The 26,578-nt window shown below is 41.4% G+C and carries 23 protein-coding genes and 3 tRNA genes; 9 read left to right on the forward strand and 17 right to left on the reverse strand.

What is annotated here, in order from left to right:
* Positions 1 to 82: 82 nt before the first annotated feature.
* Positions 83 to 1,426 (reverse strand): 16S rRNA (cytosine(967)-C(5))-methyltransferase RsmB, encoded by a 1,344-nt coding sequence (gene rsmB, locus L5B83_RS02070; RefSeq protein ID WP_265778359.1) that lies wholly within the window; start codon positions 1,424 to 1,426, stop codon positions 83 to 85.
* 26 nt (positions 1,427 to 1,452) lie between these two features.
* Positions 1,453 to 2,412, reverse strand: a complete 960-nt coding sequence (gene fmt / locus L5B83_RS02075; protein WP_265777404.1) for a methionyl-tRNA formyltransferase — start codon at positions 2,410 to 2,412, stop codon at positions 1,453 to 1,455.
* A gap of 322 nt (positions 2,413 to 2,734) precedes the next feature.
* Here fmt and L5B83_RS02080 point away from each other — a divergent pair.
* The 8 genes from L5B83_RS02080 to recC all read left to right on the forward strand — a co-directional run bounded on the left by L5B83_RS02080 (position 2,735) and on the right by recC (position 8,909).
* Positions 2,735 to 2,810, forward strand: a tRNA-Lys gene (locus tag L5B83_RS02080).
* Between the two features lie 28 nt (positions 2,811 to 2,838).
* A tRNA-Lys gene (locus L5B83_RS02085) sits at positions 2,839 to 2,914 on the forward strand.
* A 28-nt stretch (positions 2,915 to 2,942) separates the two neighbouring features.
* A tRNA-Lys gene (locus tag L5B83_RS02090) sits at positions 2,943 to 3,018 on the forward strand.
* 267 nt (positions 3,019 to 3,285) lie between these two features.
* Positions 3,286 to 3,810 carry a prepilin-type N-terminal cleavage/methylation domain-containing protein gene (locus L5B83_RS02095; protein ID WP_250350884.1) on the forward strand — a complete coding sequence of 175 codons (525 nt, stop codon included), beginning with the start codon at positions 3,286 to 3,288 and terminating at the stop codon, positions 3,808 to 3,810.
* On the forward strand, positions 3,811 to 4,533 hold the full coding sequence (locus L5B83_RS02100) for a PulJ/GspJ family protein (RefSeq protein WP_265777405.1): 723 nt from the start codon (positions 3,811 to 3,813) through the stop codon (positions 4,531 to 4,533).
* Positions 4,530 to 5,207 carry a DUF2572 family protein gene (locus L5B83_RS02105; protein WP_265777406.1) on the forward strand — a complete coding sequence of 226 codons (678 nt, stop codon included), beginning with the start codon at positions 4,530 to 4,532 and terminating at the stop codon, positions 5,205 to 5,207. The genes L5B83_RS02100 and L5B83_RS02105 overlap by 4 nt, the downstream gene beginning before the upstream one ends.
* Positions 5,188 to 5,493, forward strand: coding sequence for a DUF5374 domain-containing protein (locus L5B83_RS02110; RefSeq protein ID WP_250350881.1), 306 nt, complete (start codon positions 5,188 to 5,190; stop codon positions 5,491 to 5,493). The genes L5B83_RS02105 and L5B83_RS02110 overlap by 20 nt, the downstream gene beginning before the upstream one ends.
* Positions 5,494 to 5,504: 11 nt before the next feature.
* Entirely contained in the window at positions 5,505 to 8,909 is a 3,405-nt protein-coding gene (gene recC / locus L5B83_RS02115) for an exodeoxyribonuclease V subunit gamma (RefSeq protein ID WP_265777407.1), read from the forward strand.
* A gap of 220 nt (positions 8,910 to 9,129) precedes the next feature.
* On the opposite strand, the gene L5B83_RS02120 is transcribed toward recC, so the two are convergent.
* The 8 genes from L5B83_RS02120 to rapA form a co-directional block, all read right to left on the reverse strand.
* Entirely contained in the window at positions 9,130 to 9,879 is a 750-nt protein-coding gene (locus L5B83_RS02120; protein WP_265777408.1) for an amino acid ABC transporter ATP-binding protein, read from the reverse strand.
* 9 nt (positions 9,880 to 9,888) lie between these two features.
* Positions 9,889 to 10,572, reverse strand: a complete 684-nt coding sequence (locus tag L5B83_RS02125; RefSeq protein WP_268739399.1) for an amino acid ABC transporter permease — start codon at positions 10,570 to 10,572, stop codon at positions 9,889 to 9,891.
* A gap of 22 nt (positions 10,573 to 10,594) precedes the next feature.
* Positions 10,595 to 11,377: an amino acid ABC transporter substrate-binding protein gene (locus tag L5B83_RS02130; protein WP_250351004.1), complete on the reverse strand. Its 783-nt coding sequence runs from the start codon at positions 11,375 to 11,377 to the stop codon at positions 10,595 to 10,597.
* Between the two features lie 185 nt (positions 11,378 to 11,562).
* Positions 11,563 to 12,930 carry an oxygen-independent coproporphyrinogen III oxidase gene (gene hemN / locus L5B83_RS02135; RefSeq protein ID WP_265777410.1) on the reverse strand — a complete coding sequence of 456 codons (1,368 nt, stop codon included), beginning with the start codon at positions 12,928 to 12,930 and terminating at the stop codon, positions 11,563 to 11,565.
* Positions 12,931 to 12,940: 10 nt separating this feature from the next.
* The gene (locus L5B83_RS02140; protein WP_265777411.1) at positions 12,941 to 13,375 is read right to left on the reverse strand and encodes a DUF2489 domain-containing protein; all 435 of its coding nucleotides are present in this window, start codon (positions 13,373 to 13,375) and stop codon (positions 12,941 to 12,943) included.
* A 3-nt stretch (positions 13,376 to 13,378) separates the two neighbouring features.
* Positions 13,379 to 13,945 carry a Der GTPase-activating protein YihI gene (yihI, locus tag L5B83_RS02145; protein ID WP_265777412.1) on the reverse strand — a complete coding sequence of 189 codons (567 nt, stop codon included), beginning with the start codon at positions 13,943 to 13,945 and terminating at the stop codon, positions 13,379 to 13,381.
* An 88-nt stretch (positions 13,946 to 14,033) separates the two neighbouring features.
* A complete protein-coding gene (gene rluA / locus L5B83_RS02150; RefSeq protein ID WP_250351000.1) occupies positions 14,034 to 14,693 on the reverse strand; it encodes a bifunctional tRNA pseudouridine(32) synthase/23S rRNA pseudouridine(746) synthase RluA in 660 nt (219 codons plus the stop codon).
* Complete coding sequence (gene rapA / locus L5B83_RS02155; RefSeq protein ID WP_265777413.1) at positions 14,693 to 17,587, reverse strand: RNA polymerase-associated protein RapA; 2,895 nt, start codon at positions 17,585 to 17,587, stop codon at positions 14,693 to 14,695. The genes rluA and rapA overlap by 1 nt, the downstream gene beginning before the upstream one ends.
* A 248-nt stretch (positions 17,588 to 17,835) precedes the next feature.
* Between rapA and pnuC the strand changes: the two genes are divergently transcribed.
* Entirely contained in the window at positions 17,836 to 18,516 is a 681-nt protein-coding gene (gene pnuC, locus L5B83_RS02160) for a nicotinamide riboside transporter PnuC (RefSeq protein ID WP_250350998.1), read from the forward strand.
* 188 nt (positions 18,517 to 18,704) lie between these two features.
* On the opposite strand, the gene L5B83_RS02165 is transcribed toward pnuC, so the two are convergent.
* The 7 genes from L5B83_RS02165 to L5B83_RS02195 form a co-directional block, all read right to left on the reverse strand.
* A complete protein-coding gene (locus L5B83_RS02165; RefSeq protein WP_265777414.1) occupies positions 18,705 to 19,943 on the reverse strand; it encodes a beta-ketoacyl-ACP synthase in 1,239 nt (412 codons plus the stop codon).
* 10 nt (positions 19,944 to 19,953) lie between these two features.
* Positions 19,954 to 20,682, reverse strand: a complete 729-nt coding sequence (gene fabG, locus L5B83_RS02170; protein WP_250351030.1) for a 3-oxoacyl-ACP reductase FabG — start codon at positions 20,680 to 20,682, stop codon at positions 19,954 to 19,956.
* The gene (locus tag L5B83_RS02175; RefSeq protein WP_265777415.1) at positions 20,679 to 21,134 is read right to left on the reverse strand and encodes an ApeP family dehydratase; all 456 of its coding nucleotides are present in this window, start codon (positions 21,132 to 21,134) and stop codon (positions 20,679 to 20,681) included. The genes fabG and L5B83_RS02175 overlap by 4 nt, the downstream gene beginning before the upstream one ends.
* Positions 21,127 to 22,347 (reverse strand): beta-ketoacyl-ACP synthase, encoded by a 1,221-nt coding sequence (locus L5B83_RS02180; protein WP_265777416.1) that lies wholly within the window; start codon positions 22,345 to 22,347, stop codon positions 21,127 to 21,129. The genes L5B83_RS02175 and L5B83_RS02180 overlap by 8 nt, the downstream gene beginning before the upstream one ends.
* 8 nt (positions 22,348 to 22,355) lie before the next feature.
* Complete coding sequence (locus L5B83_RS02185) at positions 22,356 to 22,862, reverse strand: DUF3261 domain-containing protein (protein WP_265777417.1); 507 nt, start codon at positions 22,860 to 22,862, stop codon at positions 22,356 to 22,358.
* Positions 22,863 to 22,969: 107 nt separating this feature from the next.
* Positions 22,970 to 24,208 carry an NAD(P)/FAD-dependent oxidoreductase gene (locus L5B83_RS02190; RefSeq protein WP_265777418.1) on the reverse strand — a complete coding sequence of 413 codons (1,239 nt, stop codon included), beginning with the start codon at positions 24,206 to 24,208 and terminating at the stop codon, positions 22,970 to 22,972.
* Between the two features lie 27 nt (positions 24,209 to 24,235).
* Positions 24,236 to 26,563, reverse strand: coding sequence for an MMPL family transporter (locus L5B83_RS02195; RefSeq protein WP_265777419.1), 2,328 nt, complete (start codon positions 26,561 to 26,563; stop codon positions 24,236 to 24,238).
* Positions 26,564 to 26,578: the final 15 nt, after the last annotated feature.

The raw sequence follows: 26,578 nt of genomic DNA on the forward strand, positions 1-26,578 counted from the left end.
TATTACTATTATATTATGCCGAAATTTTCCCTAAAAAAAACACCGCACTTTTTATTTTCATATCATAACCACGTTGTAAAATTTAATCCGCTTTTTTCACTAATTTCGCGTAATAAAAGCCATCGCCACCATTTTCTTGCGGAAAAAATTGATGACCAGCTTGTGTTTGCTCAGGGAATGGCAGTGGCATTAATTCCGCCTCAGGATGCTGTTGTAAAAAGTCAGTAATTTGCGCGCTGTTTTCCTCTGGCAATAATGAACAAGTGGCATAAAGCAACACGCCATTCGGTTTCAAGCGTTGCCATAAGGCAGTTAAAATGGCTTTTTGTAAGGCGACCAAAGGGGCGATATCACTTTCTTTACGTAACCATTTTATATCAGGGTGGCGGCGAATAACCCCTGTTGCAGAGCAAGGGGCATCAAGCAAAATCCGGTCAAATTGCACCGCACTTTCTCCGAATTGCTGTTGAATCTGACTGAGCCACTGTTCTGGCTGGCTTGCATCACCGCAAATCACTAACGCTTTTTGTCCCATTCGCGCTAAATTTTCTTCCACTCGTTGTAAACGATGTCGTTCTACATCTAATGCGATCACATTGGCTTGCGGGGCAAGTTCTAAAATGTGGGTGGTTTTTCCTCCCGGTGCGGCGCACGCATCTAAAATCACTTCCTCATTTTGTGGGGCAAGTAATCGCGCTGACCATTGAGCGTGCAAATCTTGCACGGTGAGCCAACCTTCCATAAAGTGTGGTAACTGCGCCACATTTTTTGCCTGTATTAAACGAATGGACTGCGGATACTCTCCCGCCACTGCGTCAATGTCTGCTTTTTGTAATAAAGCGAGATAATCATCAACATTACTATGTTGCACATTCACTCTTAACCACATTGGCGGTTTTTGATTATTCGCTTCGATAATTTCTCGCCAATTTGGATAAGCTTTTTTCAGCTTATTCACCAACCATTCTGGGTGCAAGGTTTGCCAATGTTTGTCGACTTTCGCTAGAATATTCGCCTGTTCGCGTAAGAAACGGCGTAGCACGCCATTCACCAAGCCTTTGAAACTGTCTAATTTCAGGCTTTGCGTCGCCTTTACCATTTCATCGACTACCGCGTGATCAGGAGTGCGTAAATATAAAAGTTGATACAAGCCCACTAGCAATAAACAATGCACAAGGCGAGTTTTGCCTTTCAACGGCTTATCCACTAATTGCTGAATAATTTGCGTTAGACGGGGCAACACACGGCATACACCAAAGCAAATTTCTTGTAATAAAGGAAGATCCTGTTCTTTCAGCGTAGGATTTTTTTCCGCAAGTAAGGTAGAAAGCGATTGTCCTTTATCTAACACTTGCAAAAGATATTGTGCCGACACGGCACGCACAGAAAGGGATTTCGCAGCAAGTGCGGTACTTTTTTTAGGCATTTTAGCTTGAGGTTTTGTTTGCTTCATTATGCTAATACCTTACCTACCGGGAACCAATCTGCTCTGCCATTAAGTAAATCTTGTGCCGACACTGGCTTTTTACCCGCTGGTTGCAGCTGAGTAAGATTTAACACGCCATCGACTGTGGCAATTTGAATGCCATTTTTATCTGCCTGTAAAATCGTACCAGCAGGTTGATTCTGATGAGGTAACACCGTTGCTTGATAGACCTTTAAGGTCTGTTCATTGCCATCACTATCGGTCGTAACAAAATAACTGATCGGCCAAGGATTAAAGGCACGAATACAACGCTCAAGCTGTACTGCGGAACATTGCCAATCTAATTTAGCCTCTTGTTTAGACAGTTTATCGGCGTAGTTAGCCAAGGCATCATCTTGCACTTCTGGCTGAAATTGTCCTGCTTCTAAACCATTTAATACCTCAAGCAACGCATTTGGGGCAATTTTTTCCAGCTTATGATAAAGGCTCAAAGAGGTTTCTTCAGCGCTGATATCGCAATACACTTTATGCAGCATATCTCCCGTATCCAAGCCTTCGTTCATCTGCATAATGGTGATCCCCGTCTGAGCATCGCCTGCCCAAATGGCGCGTTGAATGGGTGCAGCGCCACGCCAACGAGGTAAAATGGAACCGTGTACATTCAAACAACCTAATCTTGGTGCGTCCAAAACCGCTTTTGGCAAAATTAACCCATACGCCACCACGACCATCACATCGGCATTTAACGCAGCGAGCGCGTGTTGCGCCTCTTCTTTGCGTAAGGATTTAGGTTGATAAACAGGAATCTGATGTTGCTCCGCTAACTGTTTCACCGCACTGGCTTGTAGTTTCTTACCACGTCCTGCGGGCTTATCTGGCTGGGTGTAAACCGCAATTACATTATGTTCTGAATTCAACAAGGCCGCCAAATGTTGTGCCGCAAATTCTGGCGTACCTGCAAAAATGATATTCAAGGGCGTTGTCATAATATTTTCTCAATACAATCTAATCCTTCGGCTAAGTATAATGTATTTTTTCCGCAGGTGAAAATGATGTTAAAGGAAGAATAGAATTTGACACTACTCGGTATTAAAAAGTGCGATAAAAAAATACCGCACTTTCTACTCGCTAGCCTTAATGCAATTTCAACGTAGGCTTGAGAATGCTACTCAAGCCTTTCTTATCTGTATATTAAATTACTATTTAATTGCTGTTTATTCGTTCAAATAAACAAAAAAGAGAAAATTTTTATTGATTATTAAAATAAAAACAGTATTATAAGCCCCCGTTACGCAATGATACCTATTCGGGTCGTTAGCTCAGTCGGTAGAGCAGCGGACTTTTAATCCGTTGGTCGAAGGTTCGAATCCTTCACGACCCACCAATCAAACGTAACTGCCTAAATATATTTAGGGTCGTTAGCTCAGTCGGTAGAGCAGCGGACTTTTAATCCGTTGGTCGAAGGTTCGAATCCTTCACGACCCACCAATCAAATATAACTGTCTAAATATACTTAGGGTCGTTAGCTCAGTCGGTAGAGCAGCGGACTTTTAATCCGTTGGTCGAAGGTTCGAATCCTTCACGACCCACCAATCGTCAATTTCCCTATTAAATTAAAAAATCATTTTTTTCCTTGTTATTTTTTATTGATTAGACCGTTTATCCTTCATTTTATTTTCTCATTATTTTTGCGATCTTGATTCCAAAAATTTGCTCATTCCCTATTAAAAAAGCACCGTGTTTGTTAGGCTCTGCCTAGTGCATTAAAAGCAATGTAACGAAAACAATTCTTACAAAGAAATATTGTTGAAAAAATATAAGATAAACAAAGTGCGGTTGAAAAAATCAGCGTTTTTATTATGGATAAAATGAAAGGTTTCACCTTATTAGAATCGCTTATCGTGTTATTGATTTCTAGTTTGTTATTGCTTATGGCGTTACCTGTATGGCAACAGCACCAGGAGCAATGGCTGCTAGGCAAAGAACAACAACGCTTATATTTATTTTTGCGTACGATTCAACGGCGAGTAGAAAATTCTAATCAAGTATGGTTTTTAGTGGCAAATCGAGAGTTAGTAAGCCAGAAATGGTGCATTGTTGCACAAGTTAAAAGTAAAAAAATATGCAATTGTTTACAGCCGCACTTATGTGCAGAAGAGCTAATGGCGAATATTTATCAACCATTGTTTCCAACAAAAACAATGATTAGCAGTAAACATTATTTTCCACAAGAGATGGCAAGAATCAGCGGTATCCGTAATACGATTCAATCTGATTGTTTTTTATTGCAAGCTGGGCAGGTAAAAACCTTATTTTCTTTTTTTAATGTGGGTAGTCTAAAACTCAAACCTGCAAATTCACTCAGTGCTTGTGGAGAACCTTAGATGAAAGGCTATTTAAAAGGACAAAGTTTGTTCGGTCTAATGTCAGCGTTGGGAATATCCAGCTTATTATTGATTGGCATAGTGAAATTTTATCAACATAGCCAATGGCAAATTCAGCAAATGAATGCGCGTCTGTTTTTACAAGCAGAGATAGAAAGAACGTTGCAGTTAATTAGCAAAGATTTACGCCGAACCGGATTTCGTGCCGCAGTTGAAAAACGTAAAGTGGACAATTTCGCCTTGTTTGAGCAAGATGAACGAGGCACAAGCTTAGTACTTAGCCAATCTGCAGGGGAAAAACCGAATAGCTGTGTGTTATTTTTCTATGATTTGGATAATTCAGGCTGTATTGGTTCCACTTATACCAAGGGGCTATGTCGTGAAAATGGCAAAAATCGGACAAAAGAAATTGAGCGTGAGTTATTCGGTTATCGTTTAAAACATAAAATGCTGGAAACACGTTTGACTTATAAAAATACCGTTAAGCAAAAATGTGCAAAAAAAGAGTGCCAAGGCTACCTGCAACAGCTCGCTTGTGAGAGAGGCGGTTGGGTAGATTTATTTGATGACCATAAAATAGCAATAACGGATTTTTCTTTGCAATGGCTAAAAGACCCCGTATTGCTTACGGCATATTTAAAAGGGCAATTGACGCAACAACCGCATATTGAATATGAAAGCCAAGTAGTGATTCCCTTGCTTAATCAAGGCGGTACAGAATGAACGCGCGAAAAGGTATGGTTACCCTGACGTTATTATTACTGCTTAGCTCATTCTTGATGATTACAATGTGGTTTAACCAAGAGGAACTGCATTTTTATCGCGCAATGAACGCACAGCAAAAATTTTATGTACAAAATGATGCCGTACTGTTGCCAATCAGCAGACAAAATTTGAATCAAGAATGTGAAAAATTACCTTTAGATTATCGCCATTCTGTTTATCGTCTTGAATTTAAAAATACGCTAAAAAATCACCGCACTTCTGATTCTTCTTCCCATTTTGCTTGGTGTGAGCGAGTGAGCCTATTTCAAAGAATGCCAAGTCGCGGCATCAATGCGGGGGAATTTTCACATTATTTTGATCCTGCGATCACGCCGCTGTTTGCAAGGTTTTTATCGCAAGGGAATATTGGCAACTATCCACTCTACTGGTTTTCCGAGCAAGAAAAGCATTGGGAGATCAATGGCAATATTTATGCCGTCGTTGTCGCCGAAGGTGATTTAATCTTATCAGGTAAAGGGGAACTGCGCGGTGCGGTGATTACGCAAGGACAGGTATATCAAGGGGAGAATGTGAAATTGGTTTACAACAAGCAAACGCTGCAAGACGTGGTTCAGGCATATCGCTTTTGGCGCTTAGCAAAAAGGAGCTGGTATGATTTTGAGTCTTTATAGGCCGTTAAAATATCAAGGAATGAATTTGCTTGCTTTGCTGATGACTTTAACGCTATTTAGTGGTATTTTTCTGTCCATTAATCAATGGCTCGCTTATCAACGGCAAAGTGCGGTGAAAATTTATCAAGATTTACAAGCCATTTCTATTGCACATAATCAGCAACAACGTCTGTTTATGGGGCTGAGCTGTCAAACTCACATTGAGCAAAATCAGCTTATTTTTCATCTTAATTGTCACGAAAATAAGGTAACTGTGCGTTATCCCACAGGGGAAACCAATTTATAAAAGGAAATTCTGTGCTAACCGTTTATTATTCCAATTTGCTTGAAACACAAAAAGATATTCTGTTGCATTTAATCAAGACAATGCCATTGAATGATCCGCTACAATCGGAAATTATTTTAGTGCAAAGCCCGGGAATGGCGCAGTGGTTACAATGGCAAATTGCCGAAAAGCAAGGGATTTCAGCGAACTTGCAATTTCCTATGCCAGCCACCTTTATTTGGCAACTTTATCGCGATAATTTGTTTAATATTACACAGCAAAATCAATTTGCTAAAGAGCAGATTGTATGGCGTTTGATGCGATTGATCCCACAATATTTATCCCAACCTGCCTTTGCACCATTACGTGATTATCTGAATACGGCACCTCAATCGGCACAACAAAAGTTATATCAATTAGCGGAAAAAATCGCAGATTTATTTGATCAATATTTGGTGTATCGTCCAGATTGGATCAGTGCGTGGGAAAAAAAGGAAGATCGCACGATCGCTCAACAAATTGCTACGCAGAAAAGTACAGATAAACCCCAGTTGGTGACTCAAATTGCACAGCATATCGAATGGCAAGGCATTTTATGGCGTGCTTTAGTGGCGGAAATTCAACAGCAAAATGGCAATGAAGACGTTTGGCACCGAGCGCATTTACACCAACAATTTCTCCAGCTATTGCAACAGAAAATGCCTGTGAAACTGCCTAAACGCATTTTTGTTTTTGGGATCTCAGCGTTGCCAAAAGTGTACCTAGAAATTCTTAACGGCATTAGTGCATTTTGTGATGTGCATTTATTCTTCACTAATCCTTGTCGTGAGTATTGGGGAGATATTGTAGATAGCCAATATTGGCGAAAATTACAACAGCGATCCCGCATTGATCACCAAAGCCAACAGGCTAGCCCATTATTTTCTCATCAGCAAATTGCCCAGCTAGAACAAAAACAGCACGAATACACCGCCGAACAAGAATTGTTGCAAGTGGGAAACCCGTTACTTTCTTCTTGGGGAAAACAAGGGCGAGATTTTCTTTATTTGCTCACAGATTTGCAAAGTAACGAAATTAATGCTTATGTAGAATTGTCGAAAGAGGGATTGTTACACCAAATTCAGCAACGCATTTTAACGCTTACCCCGACAGGTATTGCGCCACTGCATTTTGAACCGCAAGATCTTTCTTTTTCAATTCACGCTTGTTATAGCGCAATGCGCGAGGTCGAGGCATTGCAAGATTATTTATTGCACTTATTTAATCAAGATACAACGCTTACACCAAAAGATGTGGTCATAATGGTGGCGGATATTGATAAATATACGCCTTACATTCGTGCCGTTTTTGAGCAAGGGAAACCTTATCTTCCCTTTTCGATTTCAGATAATAAATTGTCGGAAAATGATGTCATTGTCTCCGCGTTTATCAAATTGCTAAACTTGAAAGAGAGCCTTTTTACTGCACAAGAAGTGTTGGATTTTCTCGATATTCCAAGTATTCGCGCACGTTTCCATATTGAATTGGAAGACTTGCCTTATATCCATCACTGGGTGGTGCATTCTGGTATTCGTTTTGGTTTGGAGAAATATCGGGATGGCGTACAAGAAAATTATAATGCGTGGAAAGCTGGGCTTGAACGAATGCTGTTGGGCTACGCAATGCGAGAAGAAAACAGCATTTGGCAAGACAGCCTTGGTTTTGATAATAGCTATGGTCTAAAAGGGCAATTGGCCGCCTATTTGGCAGAATTTATCGAGCAACTTCACCAATGGTACCGTACACTTTGTGGCGAGCATTCCGTTGAGCAATGGCAGCAAGCCTTATTCCAGCTTGTTGAAACGTTTTTCCAATTTGACGAAACGAGCCAAGAAACCCAATGGTATCTCAAAGATTGTATTGAAACTTTTGTGGAACCCTTAATCAATGTGCAATTTAATCAATCACTTGGTGCAGAAGTTGTCGCTGAGGTGATGAGCCACTATTTGCAAGAAAATCCACATAATTTACGTTTTTTAGCTGGAAAAATGAATTTCTGCACCTTATTGCCAATGCGCTCCATTCCATTTCGTGTAGTGTGTTTGCTTGGAATGAATGAAGGGGAATATCCACGGCAAACTACGCCAAATAGCTTTGATCTAATGCAATATCATCAACAAAAGGGGGATCGTTTCAAGCGAGATGATGATCGTTATCTTTTCCTTGAAGCATTGGTTTCCGCACAGGATTATTTCTATCTTAGCTATGTCGGGCATTCAATGATTGATGATGCGCCAAAAGAACCTTCCGTGCTTGTTAATCAATTACTCGATTATGTGGCAGAAAACTTGCCTTTACCTGAGGAGGATGCGTGTGCAGACCCAAATGAATATTGGCGTAAAAAATTGGTGATTCACCATCCAATGACTGCTTTTAGCGAGAAAAATTTCACTAAAAAGCACCGCACTTTTGCGCATAAATGGTTGCCATTAGTGAACGAGATCACACCACAAGAGCAAAGTTTTATTCAGCCATTGAATAATGGACATCTTGTGCAGAATGTCGAATTAAGCCAACTTATTGCTTTTGTTCAGCACCCGATAAAATTTTTCTTGGAACAGATTTTAGGTATTTATTTGAAAAATGAAGAAAACGCATTAAAGGATACAGAAAATTTTGATTTCGATAATTTGGAACGCTACACCATTAATCAGCAATTACTGTATCTGAACGATGATGAGTTTAGCCAGTTTTTCCACAAGTTACAAATTAAAGGGGTAATGCCAAGAGGCGGTTTTGCCCAAGTGGAAGCACAACAACTTAGCCAAGCGATTCTTGGTCTGAAAAAAGATGTCGCGGCATATTTAAAGCAAGAAAGCCAAAGTGTGGTGGCAGAATTGGATTTCGCCTTGCCAACTCAAACCCTACGTTTAACGGGGGTAATAAATCAGCTTTATCCCCTTGCTAACGGCACAATGGAACGCGTTACTTGGCGGGTAGGAGGGAAAATCCGTGATAAGGATCTGATTGAAAATTGGATCTATTATTTACTGCAATGTGCTACGCAAGAAAATGTAGCGCCCTCTCATAGCTATGCTAAAAATGCGCAAGTGCGGTTTAAAATTTTGCCAAAAAGCACCGCACTTACCCAATTACAATGCTACCTTGAGGCTTATGTTCAAGCTCAGCAATCCCCTTGCCTAGTGCTAACGGAAAATCTGGAGAAATATTTTAACGCGCTAAATAATGAAAAAGGCAAAAATGATGCCGAAACAATTCAACAAAAGTGTTTTGCCATATTGCGTGAAAGTATTTATGGCAGTGATTATCACAATGCGAAAGAAGATAAATACTGTCAACGGGTGCTAAGTGAGCAAGAATTAACAAAACTGGATTTGACTGCAATGAGTCATACAATGCAAGATTGGTTTGAGTTAATGCTAGCAAGCTTTGAATAAAAGGAAACCGCTGAGGATGCTACACTTTGGCATTGCCAATTCAAGCACTATTAGTGAATAGTTAAAGCCTTTTTATATAAAAGGCTTTAACCACTTTTTTAGCAACCATTTTGTCTACTATACCGATGACAATTCAAACTAAAAGGAAGAGCGCCAATGCCCTCGAAAAAAAACCGATGATTTCTCATCGGTTTCGTTTTTTTATCACGCTTTATTGTTGTCATTCTGCCTTTAAACGATGTAAAAAGGCTTTAGTGCGTTCGTGTTTTGGATTGGCAAATAATGCTTGTGGCGAACCTTGTTCAACAATGACGCCACCGTCCATTACCACAACTACGTCCGCCACATCTAGGGCAAATTTGATTTCGTGTGTTACCACGACCATTGTCCAACCTTCGTTAGCGAGTGCTTTCATTGTGTTTAGCACATCTTGTACTAATTCCGGATCGAGTGCGGAAGTGGGTTCATCAAAGAGCATTAATTCAGGTTGAATCGCCAGTGCGCGAGCAATCCCAACACGTTGTTGCTGACCGCCTGAAAGTTGGTAAGGATAAAGCTCTTTTTTGTCTAGTAATCCCACTTTTTCCAATAAGGTTTCAGCTTCTTGACGAACGATTTTGGGATCGCGTTTTTGCACTTGCACAGGGCCTTCCATAATGTTTTCCAAGGCGGTTTTGTGCGGGAATAGGTTATATTGTTGGAACACCATTCCTGATTTACGGCGCAAAGGTAAAATCTGCTTATTGATATTGTTACTTGCAAAATCGACGGTGAGTGGATTTTCTTGGGTAAATTCTATCGTGCCTTGTTCTGGTAATTCTAAGGCATTCAAACAACGTAAGAAAGTCGTTTTGCCTGAACCTGAAGGCCCAAGAATGACTACCACTTCGCCTTTGTGAATATCAAGATCAATCCCTTTTAGTACAGGATTATGACCAAAGGTTTTATGAATATTGCGTACTTTAATCATCGCCTTCCCCTATCTTGCCACATAGCGATCTAAACGTTTTTCTACCCGCGCTTGAATGATAAACAGCACAAAACAGAAACACCAATATACCAACCCAGCCTCAATATACACCGGTAAGAAATCGTAAGAGGAATTAGCGATTTGCTGAGCTACACGGAACATTTCTGTTACAGTAACAACCGAAGCAAGCGACGTATCTTTAAACAAGCCAATAAAACTGTTACTCAACGGCGGAACGGCAACACGAAACGCTTGTGGTGCAATAATTCGACGGAAAGTCTGCATATAGGTCATACCAATAGTATAGCCTGCTTCCCATTGTCCTTTCGGCACGGATTGAATTGCTGCACGCACAGTTTCTGAACCATAAGCGCCCACATTAAGGGAAAACCCAATAATTGCCGCAGGAATCGGATCGATAAACACCCCCAATGCAGGTAAGCCATAAAATACGACTGAAATTTGCACCAACATTGGCGTACCGCGAATAATTGAAATATACACTTTGGCAATGGTAAGTAGAATACGATGTAAACACCCATTAACCGGTGTTACTCGTAGCAATGCCACGCCAATTGCAATGATCATTCCCAAAAAGAAAGAAACGACAGCAAGCGGTATTGAAACCAATACCGCTGCTTTAACCATTGGGAGAAACCCATTTATCACCAGCTCAGCACGCGCATCGGTCATAAAGGGTAAGGAAGCTAAGAAATTATTTAACACTGATATCCTTTCCAAAGAATTGTTCACCTAATTTTTTCAATGTGCCGTCATTGCGTAACTCAACAATTGCGGCATTGATTTTATCTAGGGCATCATTATTGCCTTTATTAGCCACAAACCCAGCACCCACTTTATCTTCTGATTCCCAGAATGGTTTTAAACCTGAATTTGGATTTTTCTTTAAATAATCCAACAGGGCTAAGGAATCATTAAAGGTAACATCGGCGCGTTTTTGCTGAATTAATAATAGTCCTTGTGCCATACCATCAATAGGTACAATTTGCGCACCATATTTCACCGCTAGCTCACCATAGTTTGAGCTAAGTGTTTGTGCCGCTTTTAAGCCTTTTACATCTTCAACTTTTTGAAGACGATTTTCATCCTGACGCGCTAATAGCATCGCCCCAGACCAGCTATAAGGTTCTGATTTATCAAAGGTTGCCTGACGTTCTGGTGTGGTTAATGCCACTTGGTTTGCAACTAAATCAAAGCGTCCACCTTTTAGGCCTGCAAGCATTGCGTCCCATTGGGTTTCTTTAAATTCTACGGTTACCCCCAATTTTTCTGCCACGGCACGGGTAACTTCCACATCATAGCCGGTTAATTTTCCGCTCGCATCGTGATAAGTGAAAGGGGCGTAAGTGCCTTCTGTACCAACTGTAATTGTCCCTTTATTGTTGATACGTTCAATCAAACTTTCTGCTGCAACAGCTTGAGTTGCAGTTGTGATAGCGAAAAGTGCGGTAGAAAAAAAGGCTAATTTTTTCAACATAATAGTCTCCTTTGAGTAGATTTCGTTAAGTGCTAGGCATTGTAAAAGAAACAGCGTAATTTACAAATAACTTAAAGGAATATGTTATAAAAAAGTTAAATATACTGAATTTCTTTAACTCGCTTCGTACTTCTAAGCTCACAGTTTACCCGCTCAATGCAATCGCTTTGAGCGGATCATTGAGATTAAATAATTCGTGAGAACTGCTGACGTCTGGCTTGTTGTCGTGAATAGGTATCAAAACATAAGCAAATATTGCGGATGAGCAAATGTCCCACTGGTGAAACCTGTAAGCCTTGATGGCCTATTTCAATGAGTCCATCTTCCGCCAGAGGGGCAAGCAATTCCAGATCTTCTGCAAAATGAGTTTTGAAATCAATGCCATATTGCTGTTCAAAAGGGGCATAATCCAGTTTGAAATTACAAATCAGTTGTTTGATCACATCACGGCGTAAGCAATCTTCTTGGCTCATAACAAAGCCTTTGTGAAGTGCGGTGCTTTTTTGTTCAATATCTGCGTAATAATGTTTTAGTTCTTTTTGGTTTTGTGCATAAGTATCACCCAGCAGGCTAATTGCAGAAACGCCAAGCCCAAGCAAATCACATTCTTCTTGTGTGGTGTAACCTTGGAAATTTCGGTGTAGCACGCCATTTTGTTGGGCAATCGCTAGCTCATCATCCGGTTTGGCAAAATGATCCATTCCAATAAAGCGGTAACCCGCCTGACCTAAGGTTTCAATGGTCTTTTGCAAAATAGTGAGTTTGGTCTCTGGTGCAGGTAGTTGATCCTCTTTGATTTTTGCCTGCCCTGCAAAGCGACTTGGTAAGTGCGCATAGTTAAACACGCTCAAACGATCGGGGTTGAGTTCGATCACTTTTTGCAAGGTAAACATAAAACTTTCAACGTTTTGCAATGGCAGGCCATAAATCAAATCTAGATTGGTGGACTGAAAGCCTAAAGTGCGTGCGCGTTCTAACAAAGCGTGAATAAAGTCTTCATCTTGCTCACGGTTTACCGCTTTTTGCACTGCTTTATTGAAATCCTGTACACCCATACTAATTCGGTTAAAACCGATTTTGCGTAAATGATCAAGGGTTTCCAATTCAATTTTGCGTGGATCCATTTCGATACTAATTTCTGCGTTATCACAAATCTCGAAATGTTCTCGCAACATTGCCATTAAACGGCTGGATTGTTGCTCAGTGAGATACGTAGGGGTACCGCCACCCCAATGGACTTGGGTAACCTTGCGGTTGCGAAAAAGTGCGGCACGATTTTTAATTTCTTTTTCTAAATAATCGAGATAAATATCCGCTTTGTGCTGATGACGTGTAATGATTTTGTTACAAGCACAGAAATAGCATAATTTATGGCAAAACGGGATATGCACATAAAGGGAAAGCGGACGATCTGGGTAACGCCCTGCTGCCGCTTGAAAATCCTGTTCATTATAATTTTCATTAAATTCTAGCGCCGTTGGGTAAGAGGTGTAACGCGGCCCAGAATAGTTATATTTTTGAATTAACGCGGAATCCCACATAGTTCCAGACATTAATTTCCCCCTAAACATTTTCAATATCAAGCAATAATTGATTTAATTCCAACAAAATTTTTGGCTCTAACTTTGCCTCAGCACTTTCACGTGTTAGATCTAAACGCATACGCTCATTCTTTTTTAACGCTTTCCGTGCTTGATGCGTTGGCATTTCCTTCACTACCTCATAAAGTTCTGCCATAGCAGGGTAAGTGGTGATTTTTAGCCCCAAAGGATCGAGTAACATTTTTAACCGAATCGCCCCTTCAGACAAATTGCAATCATCATTTTGCATTGCCCGAGCGATAATCTCAATACTCTCTTTGAGGCGTTTTACACGAGCCAAACGTGCATTCTCTAACTGCTGTTTTTGTCGCTTTAAGGCACGCAACAATTTCACCGCATAAGCGGTTAATCCCACAATAATCAAAAGCCCGAGGGCAACTAAAAGGTAAATCCACATAAATTATTTAAACTGATTAATATCAATGGTTTCAAAAGTGCGGTATAAATTTTCCGCATTTTCTTCATCGTCTCGGATGCCAAGTTGATCCATAAGCTGTGCAATGCGATTTAAACATTCATCCACAAAGGCCTGATCTTGACGGCTTAAGGTTTTACCTGCTTCAAGCTCATCTAATAAGTCATTCAAGCATTCATTATTTTCAAGCTGTTCAAGTTCCACCATTGGATCAAGGGCTTTCTGTTTTTCTACCGCAACGGGTGGAATGGTCATCCCTTTTTCAGGTTTATTGACGAACTCTACCACGAGTGGAATTTTCTTGCGGCTGCCTACACGAGGATCTAACTTCGCTTGTTGTTGCAAGGCGTTATTTTCTTCTTGGCGACTATGGCGAGAACCCGCGGCTAAGCCTTTATGTTTTTTCTTTCTTTTTTCCTCACGCGCTTTGGCATCTAATTCATAACGTGTTAGTTTGCGTCCACGTCCAGTTGGGACGTTTTGCGTTGGTTTATCCGCCTTGCGTGTTGGCATAATATCCGTAATACGGCGTGTTTTCTTTTGACGGGACATAATTTATCTCAAATAAAAATGAATAAGGGAGAATTGTAGCATTAAATCACCAATTCTCCGCATTATTTCTGTGATTGGTCATAATCAATTAAAATGGCACTTCTGCGGTAAAATTCATTATTTCGCCCGTTAAAGGATGGCGAATCTGTAAAGATTGCGCGTGCAAGCATAAACGTGGCGACATTGCTTTCGCTTGTGGATGCGCATAAAACTTATCGCCTAAAATGGGATGACCAAGAGCGAGCATATGTAATCTTAATTGGTGCGAACGCCCTGTAATGGGGGTAAGTTGCACCCTTGTGCTATTATTGGGTAAGCGTGCTAAAACCTCAAAATTTGTTACCGCACTTTTGCCTAGCTCAAAACAAATTTTCTGTCTTGGACGATTTTCCCAATCGCAAATCAGTGGCAAATTCACCGTGCCACTTTCCTGCTGTAAATGTCCCCATACTAAGGCTTGGTAAGATTTCTTCGGCTCACGCTCACGAAACTGGCGTTTGAGTTCTTTGTCCGCAAGTTTACTCATCGCAAACAACAAAATCCCACTGGTTGCCATATCAAGACGATGCGCTGGCTCGCAAAAACCATATTTTTCTTTCACTCGCGACATTGCACTGTCGTAATATTGCGGTTGATTTCCCGGTACAGAAAGTAAACCGCTCGGCTTATTGAGCAATAAAATATGGTTATCGTGATAAATCACCTCTAACCAAGGTTCACGCGGGGGGCGGTAGTCAATTAATGCCATTATTTACTCTTATTACTGATAATCACACGCAGGCTATCCAAGCGCCAAGTTGCTTTTTGCAAATGCTGCAAAATTTGCTCTCGCTCTGCGCTGAGTGCGTCAATTTCATCTTGGCGAATCGTTTTATTCACTTGTTTTAACGCGTGCAAACGGGTTAATTCGCTATCCAAACGTTGTGTGGCTTTCTGTTCAGCTTGCTGAATAAATCCCTCAGCTTGTTCCGCAATTTGCCGATCACCTGCTTTCAATAATTGTTCAATATTAGCGCGCAACATTTTGATCACCTTGCTCGCCATTTGTTTTGCCATAGGTTTAAGTTGTTTTTGTAACAACTCAAAGCCCACTTTTTCCGCGAGATTATTTCCTTTACCATCAATTAATAAGCGTACTGGCGTTGGTGGCAAGAAACGTGTGAGCTGTAATCCTCTTGGTGCTTGTGCTTCCACAATATAGATAAGTTCCAACCACATCGATCCCACTGGCAATTCATTATTGATGAACAATGATACGGCAGTTTTACCAATCTCGCCATCAGTAATCAAATCTATGCCATTGCGAATCATCGGGTGATCCCACGTGAGAAATTCAACTTCTTCGCGTGCTACTGCTAAATGACGATCAAAGGTAACGGTTACTCCCTCTTCTTTTAAGCCCGGAAAATCTGGTACGAGCATTGTGCCTGTTGGATGAATGACAATACTTTTTTCACCTAAATCTTCCTGTTCCACGCCAATAATATCGAACAAATTCAAGGTGAAATTAATTAATTCGCTTGATCCATCTTGCGCGCCAATGGCATCTGCCAAGGCTTGGGCTTGTTCGCCCCCATTAGAGTTGATTTCCAATAGGCGATCGCGTCCTTGATCAAGCTGGGCTTTCAGTGCATCACGTTCAAGGCGAGTTTGTGCAATAAATTCATCAAAGTCCGCATTTTGTTCATTATGCTGTAAAAATGCTTGTAATTTTACACCGCACTTTTCAAATAACGTTGCCCCCATTGGGCAGGTTTCTTCAAACGCATTTAACCCTTGATGATACCATTTCGCCAGTAGAACCTGCGGGCTATCGGCAAAACAAGGCGTATAAATCTCAATGTCTTGAGTTTGTCCGATACGATCTAAGCGTCCAATGCACTGTTCCAACAAATCAGGATTATCCGGCAAATTAAATAGCACGAGATGATGGGCAAACTGGAAATTTCGCCCTTCTGAGCCAATGCTGGAAGTCAGCAACACTTGCGCGCCTTCTTCCTGTTGAGCAAAATAGGCGGCAGCTTTATCCCGTTCCACAATCGACATATTTTGATGGAATACCGCACTGCGAATAGCCTCTTTTTCGCGTAATGCTTTTTCTAACTGAATGGCTGTATTGGCTTGATGACAAATCACCAACACTTTTTCTTCACGATAAGATTGTAAAAAATCAATCAACCATTCCACACGAGGATCAAAATCCCACCACGCTGCATCTGGATTCATTTTTTGGAAGATCTGCTCGGGATAAAATAAATCACTGGTTTTTACCTCACCTAGCATTTTCAACACGCCAATCGCATTACGATATTGTTTTGGCATTGGCAAGGTGATTTCGTGATAATGACGCAATGGGAAGCCTTTCACCCCTTGACGCGTATTACGAAATAACACACGGCTTGTACCGTGGCGATCGAGTAAATTTTCTATCAGCGTTTGGCGTGCTTGTCCTTTTTTCTCGCAATGTTGAAGATCAGCCAATAATGGCGCTATATCCTGATCGGAAAGCAAGTCGGCTAAATGTTTTTCTTCTTGCCTGCTTAATGGCTGTTCACTTAGTAATCCTTTCACCGCTTCAGCCACCGGTTGATAACGCTGTTGTTCTTGCACAAAGGCGTCATAATCATAAAAGCGATCAGAATCGAGCAGTTTTAAGCGTGCAAAATGACTTGCTTGCCCTAGCTGTTCAGGCGTTGCGGTCAGCAATAACACGGCTGGAATATGGCTTGCTAGCTGTTCCACCATTTGATATGCCAAACTAGGTGCGTGTTCCGACCATTCAAGATGATGGGCTTCATCCACAATGAGTAAATCAAATTCTGCCTTCACAAGCTGCTCAGCACGTTTGGGCTTTTGAATGAGCCAATCTAATGCACAAATAATCAAGGATTCTGTTTTAAACGGATTGGTTGCCACACCACCGTCAAGCCCATCAAAATCCGCACAACGTTCTTCATCAAAAAGTGAAAAATGTAAGTTAAAACGGCGTAGCATTTCTACTAGCCATTGATGCTGTAAGCTTTCTGGCACAATGATAAGTACTCTTTCTGCTCTTTCCGCAAAAAGTTGCTGTTGTAAAATCATTCCTGCTTCAATGGTTTTCCCTAACCCCACTTCATCAGCAAGTAATACGCGTGGTGCAATACGTTGCCCGACTTCTTGCGCAATATGAAGTTGATGTGGAATTAATCCACCACGAATCCCTCGCAAACCACGCAATGGCGATTGATATTGTGCTTGACGTTGTTGCAAGGCACGATAACGCAACACAAAATGCGAAACACGATCAATCTGCCCAGCAAATAAACGTTCTTGAGGCTTGCTAAAGGTAATTTGCGCACTGAGATCGGCTTCTTGCAATAGCGTTTCTTGCCCGTCTTCTTTTTGTACCAAATAAAATGCCAGTCCATTATGATCTAACACTTCAAGCACTTTTCCCTGCCAACCCTCTTTATGGCGAATTTCATCGCCTACGCTAAAAACCACTCGTACTAATGGGGCATTATCTAAGGCATAAATGCGAATTTCTTCGGCGGCAGGAAAATTGACCGTTACGGTACGATGATTAACTTCTGCAACCACCCCCAAGCCCAGATCATTTTCACTTTCACTAATCCAACGCTGACCAACTACAAAGGACATAAAATTTTCTCTTATTATTACTCTTACTCAATTGCTAACGCTTTATAGGTAAAGCATTTCGCGAATATTCAACCATCAAAAAGGGCGGCTATTTTAACGATCTTGCCACAAAAAAGAAATGAAAATATATACAACAAAAATGTGATTAAAATCACGTAAAGCAAATAAAAATGTAGCTTATCCTTGACTTTAAAAAAGTGCGGTGTAAAAATCGCAAGGTTTTTATTTCACTTATTGAGGATAATACAATGCGCTTATCTCAAACGCTCAAAAATGAATTTTTTGGTGGCTGGAAACCCTTTGAAGTTGTCTGGCTTTTCTTGTTTATTGCGGCACAGGTTTATGCCTATGTGCAATCCCCTGTTTCGTGGTTAGAAGCGCTCGCGGGTATTTCAGGGATTTTATGCGTGGTCTTTGTCGGGAAAGGGAAAATCAGTAACTATTTCTTCGGCTTGATTTTTGCTTATAGCTATTTCTATGTGTCTTTAGACAATAAGTTTTATGGCGAAATGACCACCACGCTTTATGTTTATATCCCTGCGCAATTTATCGGTTATTTCTTATGGAAAGAAAATATGCGTAATAACGCAGAACAAAGTGAAACGGTAATTGCTAAATTTCTCACCTTAAAAGGCTGGACAACCCTCATCACCCTTGTGGTACTAGGTTCTGCTACCTTTATTAGTATTTTAAAAACCACTGATGGTAATTCAGTGGGCTTAGATGGTGTTACCACGGTACTTGTTATTGCCGCACAATTATTGATGATTTTGCGTTATAGCGAACAGTGGATTTTATGGATTATTATCAACATTCTCTCTGTCATACTATGGGCAGAAACCCCCGCTATGTATCTAATGTATGGTGCTTACTTGCTTAATTCATTATATGGCTATTACAACTGGTCGAAACTTGCAAAAAATGCCTAAAAAAGACCGCACTTAAAATCAAGATACATTGGCTATGGTCTTCTTTGAAACCAAGTGGAGTATCACTTTAGGAAGTAGATAAAATTCAACCGCACTTATTCTTTTGTATAAAAATAAAGTGCGGTTGAAAATCATTGAATTTTTTGTTGTACTACAGAAAATTCTATTTCTAAATATCCACTATATACTTAGTCTTCCGTCCAGCGCCTAAAAATGAGCGATGTATTTACCCCACCAAAGGCGAAGTTGTTATTCATTACATAGTCTGTGTGAATTTCTCTTGGAGCTTGACGAATGTAATCAAGCTTGCCACAACGTGGATCGATATTATCTAGGTTGAGCGTTGGTGCAAACCAATTATCGCGCATCATTTCAATGGAAAACCAAGATTCTAATGCACCGCACGCGCCGAGTGTGTGTCCGAGATAGCTTTTTTGTGAACTGAGGGGAACATTGCCAAATAATGCGGCGGTGGCAAGGGTTTCAGCTATATCACCTTGTTCTGTGGCTGTGCCGTGTCCATTCACATAACCAATTTGCTCAGGGCGTAATCCCGCGTCTTGTAAAGCTAATTCCATACAGCGTTGCATTGTTTCTTTTTGTGGACGTGTAATATGACTGCCATCGCTATTTGCGCCATACCCAACTACTTCCGCTAAAATCGTTGCGTTGCGTGCTTTGGCGTGTTCAAGTTCCTCTAATACTAAGATCCCTGCACCTTCGCCGATGACTAAGCCATCACGCTCTTGATCATAAGGACGTGGTGTTTGTTGTGGTTGGTTATTCCGGTGACTTGCGGCATAAAGAGAGTCAAACACATAGACTTGTGAAGGGCAAAACTCTTCACCGCCACCAGCTAACATCATTGGGATAATTCCATATTTGATCGCCTCATACGCATAACCAATGCCTTGACTGCCTGATGAACAGGCGCTTGATGTCGGGATAATACGTCCACTTAAGCCAAAGAAAATACCGATATTTGCCGCGGTAGTATGAGGCATCATTCGTACATAAGTATTGGCATTACTGGTGTTGGGATAACCTGCCATCATTAAACCGAGATCTTGTATGTCTTTGGTGCTGCCTGATGATGAGCCACTTGCCACGCCCATATTGCCATTGAGGACGCAAGGATTAAGCTCACCATTTTGCAATAACCCCGCATTTGTTAGCGCCATTTCAGCAGCATCAACACAAAGCTGCGCCACTCTGCCCATACTGCGTAATTGTTTACGATTCCAATGCTCCGGTGGGGTATAGTGGTTAATAGGCGCACCAAGACGAGATTCTATTTCTCCATCTAGCTTGCCCCAATCCATTGTTTGCACTGCATTTTTTTGTTTCGCAAAAGCCTGTTTAATGCTTGCCCAATCACGTCCAAATGCGGTAATACCGCCGATACCTGTTACCACAACGCGTTTCATTATTTTTTCCTTAGCATAATCCGCCATTCACGGCGATAACTTGACGAGTAATATAGCCTGCTTTTTCGTTCATTAAGAAATCAACGGCGTGTGCCACCTCTTCTGGTTCCCCCATTCTTGCTGCGGGAATCGCTTTGAGAATCTCTTCAACAGGCACATTTTCATCTAAAATTTCTGTATTGATTAATCCGGGAGCCACACAATTTACCGTGATTTTACGTTTTGCTAATTCCACCGCAAGCGCTTTTGCCGCACCAATAATACCTGCTTTTGAGGCACTATAATTGACTTGCCCACGATTTCCTATTAAACCAGAAACAGACGTGATACATACAATTCGCCCAGCTTTTCGACGGCGAATCATTGGCATCATAATAGGGTGAAGAACATTGTAAAAGCCATCTAAATTGGTGCGTAATACCGTATCCCAATCTTCATCCGTTAAAGCAGGAAAAGCATTATCTCGGGTTAATCCCGCATTCAGTACCACCCCGTAGTAAGCACCAAATTGTTCTACATCTGCCAGTAATTTTCGTGCGGTATTATCACGATCACTCACATCAAATTGCAAAATACGGGCATTGCGTCCCATCGCACGAATTTGTTCGGCAACGGTTTCCGCTTCCGTAAGTCGGCTACGGCAATGCAACACAATATCAAACCCCGATTGCGCCAGTTGTAATGCAATGGCTTTGCCAATACCACGACTAGAACCTGTAATTAATACGCTATCTGTCATACTTTTCTCTCTTTTGGTGGACGCAATACATTCAGCGTTCCTTCAATAATCAGTTCATTTGTATTTTTATTTCGTAGTTGGCAGTCAAACACGCCAAAACCGGTATCATCTTCAAGGGAGCGATGAACACGAATTTCTAATGTACTACCAATAGGAATAGCCTGTTGATAAATATGCAATTTTCTTGTTCCAAGCCAATAACCTAAGCCAATAGGTTGCCCTGCTCGAACGCATTTACACCCCGCCCAAGCAGCAATGCCCTGCGCCATAATTTCCGCCCCAACAAAACTGGCTAACTTGCCGTTTTTTAGCAAAATATGATCCGCACTCACTTGTGCTTGTGCAACCAGAAAATCTTCCCCAACTTCATCAAGTTGTTGTAATAGCACCATTTCGCCACTATGTGGTAACAGTGGCGCAATATTGGTAATTGGGCAGGTTAAATCAAACATCGCATTCTCCTAAAATGAGTACAGTATTATTACCGCCAAAAGCAAACGAACTACTTGCCCCAATCCGTTTTGCCTGTTGCCAACGACTATTTGTGTCGGTAATTGCAACCTTAGGTAAAGTAGGATCTGGCTCACCGTCCCATAATTGGGGTGGCAATTTCCCTTCTGGATTGAAATCAGGATGAACCATTCCCCATAAAATGGCAGCCTCCACAGCACCTGCTGCGCCTAATGTATGTCCTGTATATGGTTTTGTTGTAGTGCAAGGGGTATGTTCACCAAACACATTATGCACAGCGAGAATTTCCATTTGATCATTATGAATAGTGCCTGTACCGTGCAAATTGATCCAACCGATTTCATCTGCCGCAAGCTGACTATTTGCTAAAGCCGCACGAAATGCGGCAATTGCGCCTTCGCCTTCTGGATGTGGTGAAGACATATGATAAGCATCACTGCTTGCCCCATAGCCAAGTAATTCTACTGATTGTCCGAAAGGCTGTTTAGATAGCACAAACATTGCCGCTCCTTCACCAATATTAATGCCTTTACGGTTTGCAGAAAGTGGATTCGTCTGGCTATCGGATAATACCGATAAGGATTGAAAGCCTTTGATCGTTAAAGGGGATAACGTATCCACGCCGCCACAAATCACCGCATCACACAGATTATTTTTCAATAATCGTGCCGCACTCATCAAGGCTCTCGCGCCAGAAGTACAAGCAGTAGAAATGCCATAACATAATCCACTCAAACCATATTGCCACGCCACAAAATCTGCAGGTGCAGAGAAATATTGTTGTTGCTGTTTGAAAGGAACTTTCGACCAATCTTGATGTTCCGCCGCTTGCTTAAACAGCTCAATATTTTCATCTACTCCTGTAGTAGAGGTACCAACCACGACTGCAATACGATGTTTACCAAAGGTCTCAATGGCTTGCTCAATCTGCGTTTCCAACTGTGCCAAACAATGCCACAACAATTGATTATTACGGCTACGATGCGCTGCTGGAACAGTCTTTGGGAACGGGCGAAGTGGCACATTCACTGCGCCATACATTCGTGCATTATCTAGCAATCCATTTTCACTAAATGGCGTATCACACAAACTTAATGTAGAAGGTGCAGCAGATAATAACGTTGAAATATGGGCAGCCAGCCCTTCACCTAAACTACTGACCACCGCAGGTTGCGATAAATACAATTTACTCACATTATTCCTTAATTTAGTAAAGTTACACGCCAATGGCTATTGTCGGTTAAATCAATTTTCCACACGGGAGATTGCCCTTCAATCGACCAAACAGGCTTATGATTAATAAAATAAACTTGTCGCTTACCTTGCATTTCCACCTTGCTAAATGGAAAAAGCGGGAAATCTGGATATAACGCCGTTGCTATCGCAGAAAACAACCATTTTGCCTGCGGGTTTGGCATAACAAAGCCATCATTTTGCCAACCTTGTGGCGTTAAAACCACCCTTGCCAAAGGCGCACCAAGGGGATCGGTTTGCACCCAACGCCATTGTCTAGGTTGATATTGTAAGGCAAGTAAACTTTGTTGCTGAGAGCGATGTTGCTCGTCTTGCCGTTCAATCTTAAATAATTGGCTACTTGGCGTATTGGTTGGAAAATTTTGCGCTTGTGGTAAACTTTGGCAGCCCATCACGCCACAGAATACAACAGCAATAAACCAAGCTCGCCATTGACTTATTCTTTTTATCATCATATTAAGTGCGGTTGTTTTTTTACTTTTTTCGATTGTAGCATTTCTTTTTAGATCAATGAACAGGGATAAAATTCTCAAAAATCGCACCGCACTTTACTTCCTCTTTTTTATTTATCTTGGCTTGCTGTGCCACAAAACTCAGCCAACGCGGCAAGACGTTGTGTAGATTTTGCCACAAATGGATTCGCACTATCCCACGCATACCCAGCTAAAATGGAAGAAATCATACGACGAATTTCGGGCTGTGGATCTTTCGCATACACCACATCTTGAAATGAGCCGTCATACCAACCATTCACATAAGTGCGAAATGCATCTACACCAAGCATTAGCGGATCGGCAAATTCTTTTTGCCAGTCCACAATATCACCGTTGAGTTGTCGCACGATCAAAGGAACAGCAAGATGTGCGGAATGCAATGCGATTGTCACCCCCGATGAAAAAACAGGATCTAAAAATTCCGCCGCATTCCCTAATAAAGCAAAGCGTTCTCCGTGCAAGGTTTTTACATTCGCAGAATAACCTTGAATATGACGATAAGGGAAATCATTGTCCCACACGGCATTTTTTAATATGCGTTTTAGCATTGGGCATTCTAATGCAAATTTTTTTAACACCTGTTCGTCATCGCCTTCAAGGGTCTCAGGCAAACCAACCACACCAATAGAACAACGATTATCGGCAAAAGGAATAAGCCATAACCATACATCTCGGTGTTCTGGATGAGTCGTAATAAGAATTTTGTTTCGATCAAACTCAGGATCATCAATATTGTCATCAATATGGGTGAAACGCGCCACACGCGCTGGCAAGTGTGAAGGTAACTCCAAATCTAATAAGCGTGGTAATACGCGCCCGTAACCACTTGCATCAAGAACAAATTTCGCGTTCAAATTGTAGCTTTCGCCTTTATCGTTACGCACCTGTAATTGCACGCCATCATTTTGTGTTTCAAAAGCTAATACTTCATTGCCAAAACGGACATCAACGCCACGTTTTGCCACTTCATCAATTAAAATTTTATCGAAAATCCCCCGTCTGACTTGGAAAGTTGTCCCAGCCCCAGCGGTAAATTTATCGGTAAAATCAAAATAAGTATAACGATTGCCCCAAGTGAAAGCAGCACCGTTTTTAAATTGGAAACTCGGTTCGCGATTTACTGCCTCAAGCAATTCAGCTTCACGCAAAATTTCCATACAATAAGGTAGTAAGCTTTCACCAATGACAAAACGGGGAAAATATTGCTTCTCTAATACACATACCGATACCCCTTGTTTCGCTAATAATGCAGCCGCCACGGAACCTGAAGGGCCTGCACCAATAATCGCGACATCATATTGACTCATTTTTTGCTCCCTAAAAAGTCATTGTTATTATTTACGATACATCATAAATGCGATACTCACCGCACAGATCACACCAATACTCACGCTCAACCCAAACAATGCCACAGCGGGTGTATGGCTTAGGGTGAGCAAGCCAAAAGAAATTAGCGTCGTACTTGCAGCAAGGACAATCGCAAATTGCTTATGGGCATTTAACCCAGAAACACTTTGCAAATATGCAACATAATCCACAGCAATAGCAGAAACCAACAACATTCCAAACATTGCAAACAAGCTGATGGGTAAACCAAGCCAACCGAAAATCCCCAAGGTGGTAAGCACCGCAAAAACGGGGACAAATAACATTTTTCCACTCGCTTTGGCACCGAAATAACGCAACAACAATAAACCTGCTAAGACAAAAGAAAGTAATTTTAGCCACACGGCTTGATTACGAGTTTGCTGGAAAGCTTGGTTTAAGTGGCTACGCTTGTCTTGCCAGAAAATATCGTGATGATTGGCAAGTTGTGATAAGGCTTGGTGGTCGCCTTTATTAACAGGGATAATCGCGGCTTTTTGTCCAGCTATCTGCCCTAAATACAAACTTTGCCACCCCTGTCCTAATGGCGTATTCAATGCCGCTTGCAAAGAAAGTGCTGGCTGATGAACTAATCCTTTCAGTTGTTGTTGCACAATTTCAGCAGGAATACCCATTGCACTGAGTGGTGCATAATCCTGCGATGATAAGTGTTGCAATTGTTGTGCGAAAATACGTTGTTGTTTTTCACTCATTAGCCATTGGCTTAAAGATTGATAACTTTCTAGCTGCTGTTGCTGCTTGGCTTGTTCTAATTGACGATCAAGTGCGGTGATTTTTTCGAGTAATTTTTCGTCATTTTCCGCTAAAACTAAAAAATATTGCCCACTTAATTGCATTCTTGTTAATTCACCAATTTTTTGTGCTTGGCTAACTAAATTCGGTGATAATGCCACCCACTGACGAATATCATCTTGCCACTTAGATTGGACAATTCCTCCTGCAACAAAGAGGGTGAATATGCCTATCAAGGCTTTTCGGTAAGGCAAAAACATTTGAAAAAAGCGCCGCACTTGATAAAAAGCGTATAACAACTTTGTTGGGCGTTTATTCTGATAATGGCGAAAAAAATCGGGTAATAAAAGTTGCGTAAACAACACGGCTGCCAGTAACGCTGCCGCTGAAAATAAGGCAGTTTGCTGTAATATGGGCAATGAAGTAAAACCAAGCAACGCATAACCTAGCAACGTGACCAATAAACTCACACTAAAAGTGAGGTGTAGTTTTTGCATTGCTTGCTTTGCTTGCCAACGGTGAGAAAGCAATGAGCCAGAAAGCCAATGCAATGGAAAGTCAATCAATACGCCAATTAAACTTGTGCCAATGACGAGGGTTAAAATATGCACTTGCCCAAACCAAGCAAGGGTTGCGACCACTCCCACTAACACACCTGCCACAATAGGTAAAAATAACCATAACACTTGTAGCGAGCGAAATACCACCAGCAACAGCGTTAAGGTTAATCCCACTCCAAAGCCACTCATTAATTGGCTTTCCCGCTCTGCACTTTGCTTGGCTTGCAAGGCAAATAGGCTTGCACCTGTGATATTCATTTCTGCCCCTTGTGAGTGCGCAAGTTGCTGATTTTGTTCAATCAGCTGTAGCAATGCTAAAGGGGGAGTAAGCCAGTTTTGAGGGGTTAATTCCCCTTGTAATAATATCCAGCTTTTTCCTTGTCCATTCACGCTAAGCACACCACTTTCTGCTTGCCATTGTACATTACTCTGTGGCTGTGCTTGTGCAAGCGTAAATCGTCCAAAACCGAGCCAATCTTGATCCAACGGCAATATATTTTGTGCTGTAAAAGGATTGCTCATTTGCTGCGCATATTGCTGGAAATATTGATGAGGTTGCTGAATTAATTGAGTACGAATATGGGCGGGTAACGTGGCAAAAGCGAGGGTTTTCACTGCTTGGCGAAGTGTATTAAGATCAGGCTGGAACTCACTGTTCACCTGACGAAATAAACCACTCTGACGCCAACGTTGAGCAATTTCCCGTGAAAGTTGAATCCCATTATCAAGCGAGCTTGCACCAATCAGTGCAATGATTTTCCCATTTAACCGCTGTTCTTGCTGTTTATCAACTTGCTGTTGTATGGTTTGCCATTGCTGATCTTCTGGCAATAATGCTTGTAAATCAGTTTGCAACCAATTACCACGCAAAATAAACATCACCAGTGTAATTGTGCAAAACACCAAGCTCATTACATACGCAATACGCATTGCCATAGAAAAAAGTGCGGTGGAAAATTTTGATGTTTTGACTGGCTGCGACATTTTTAGGTACTCATT

It is taken from the genome of Avibacterium sp. 21-599 (genome assembly GCF_026226765.1).
In the GTDB taxonomy this organism is placed as follows: Bacteria; Pseudomonadota; Gammaproteobacteria; order Enterobacterales; family Pasteurellaceae; genus Avibacterium.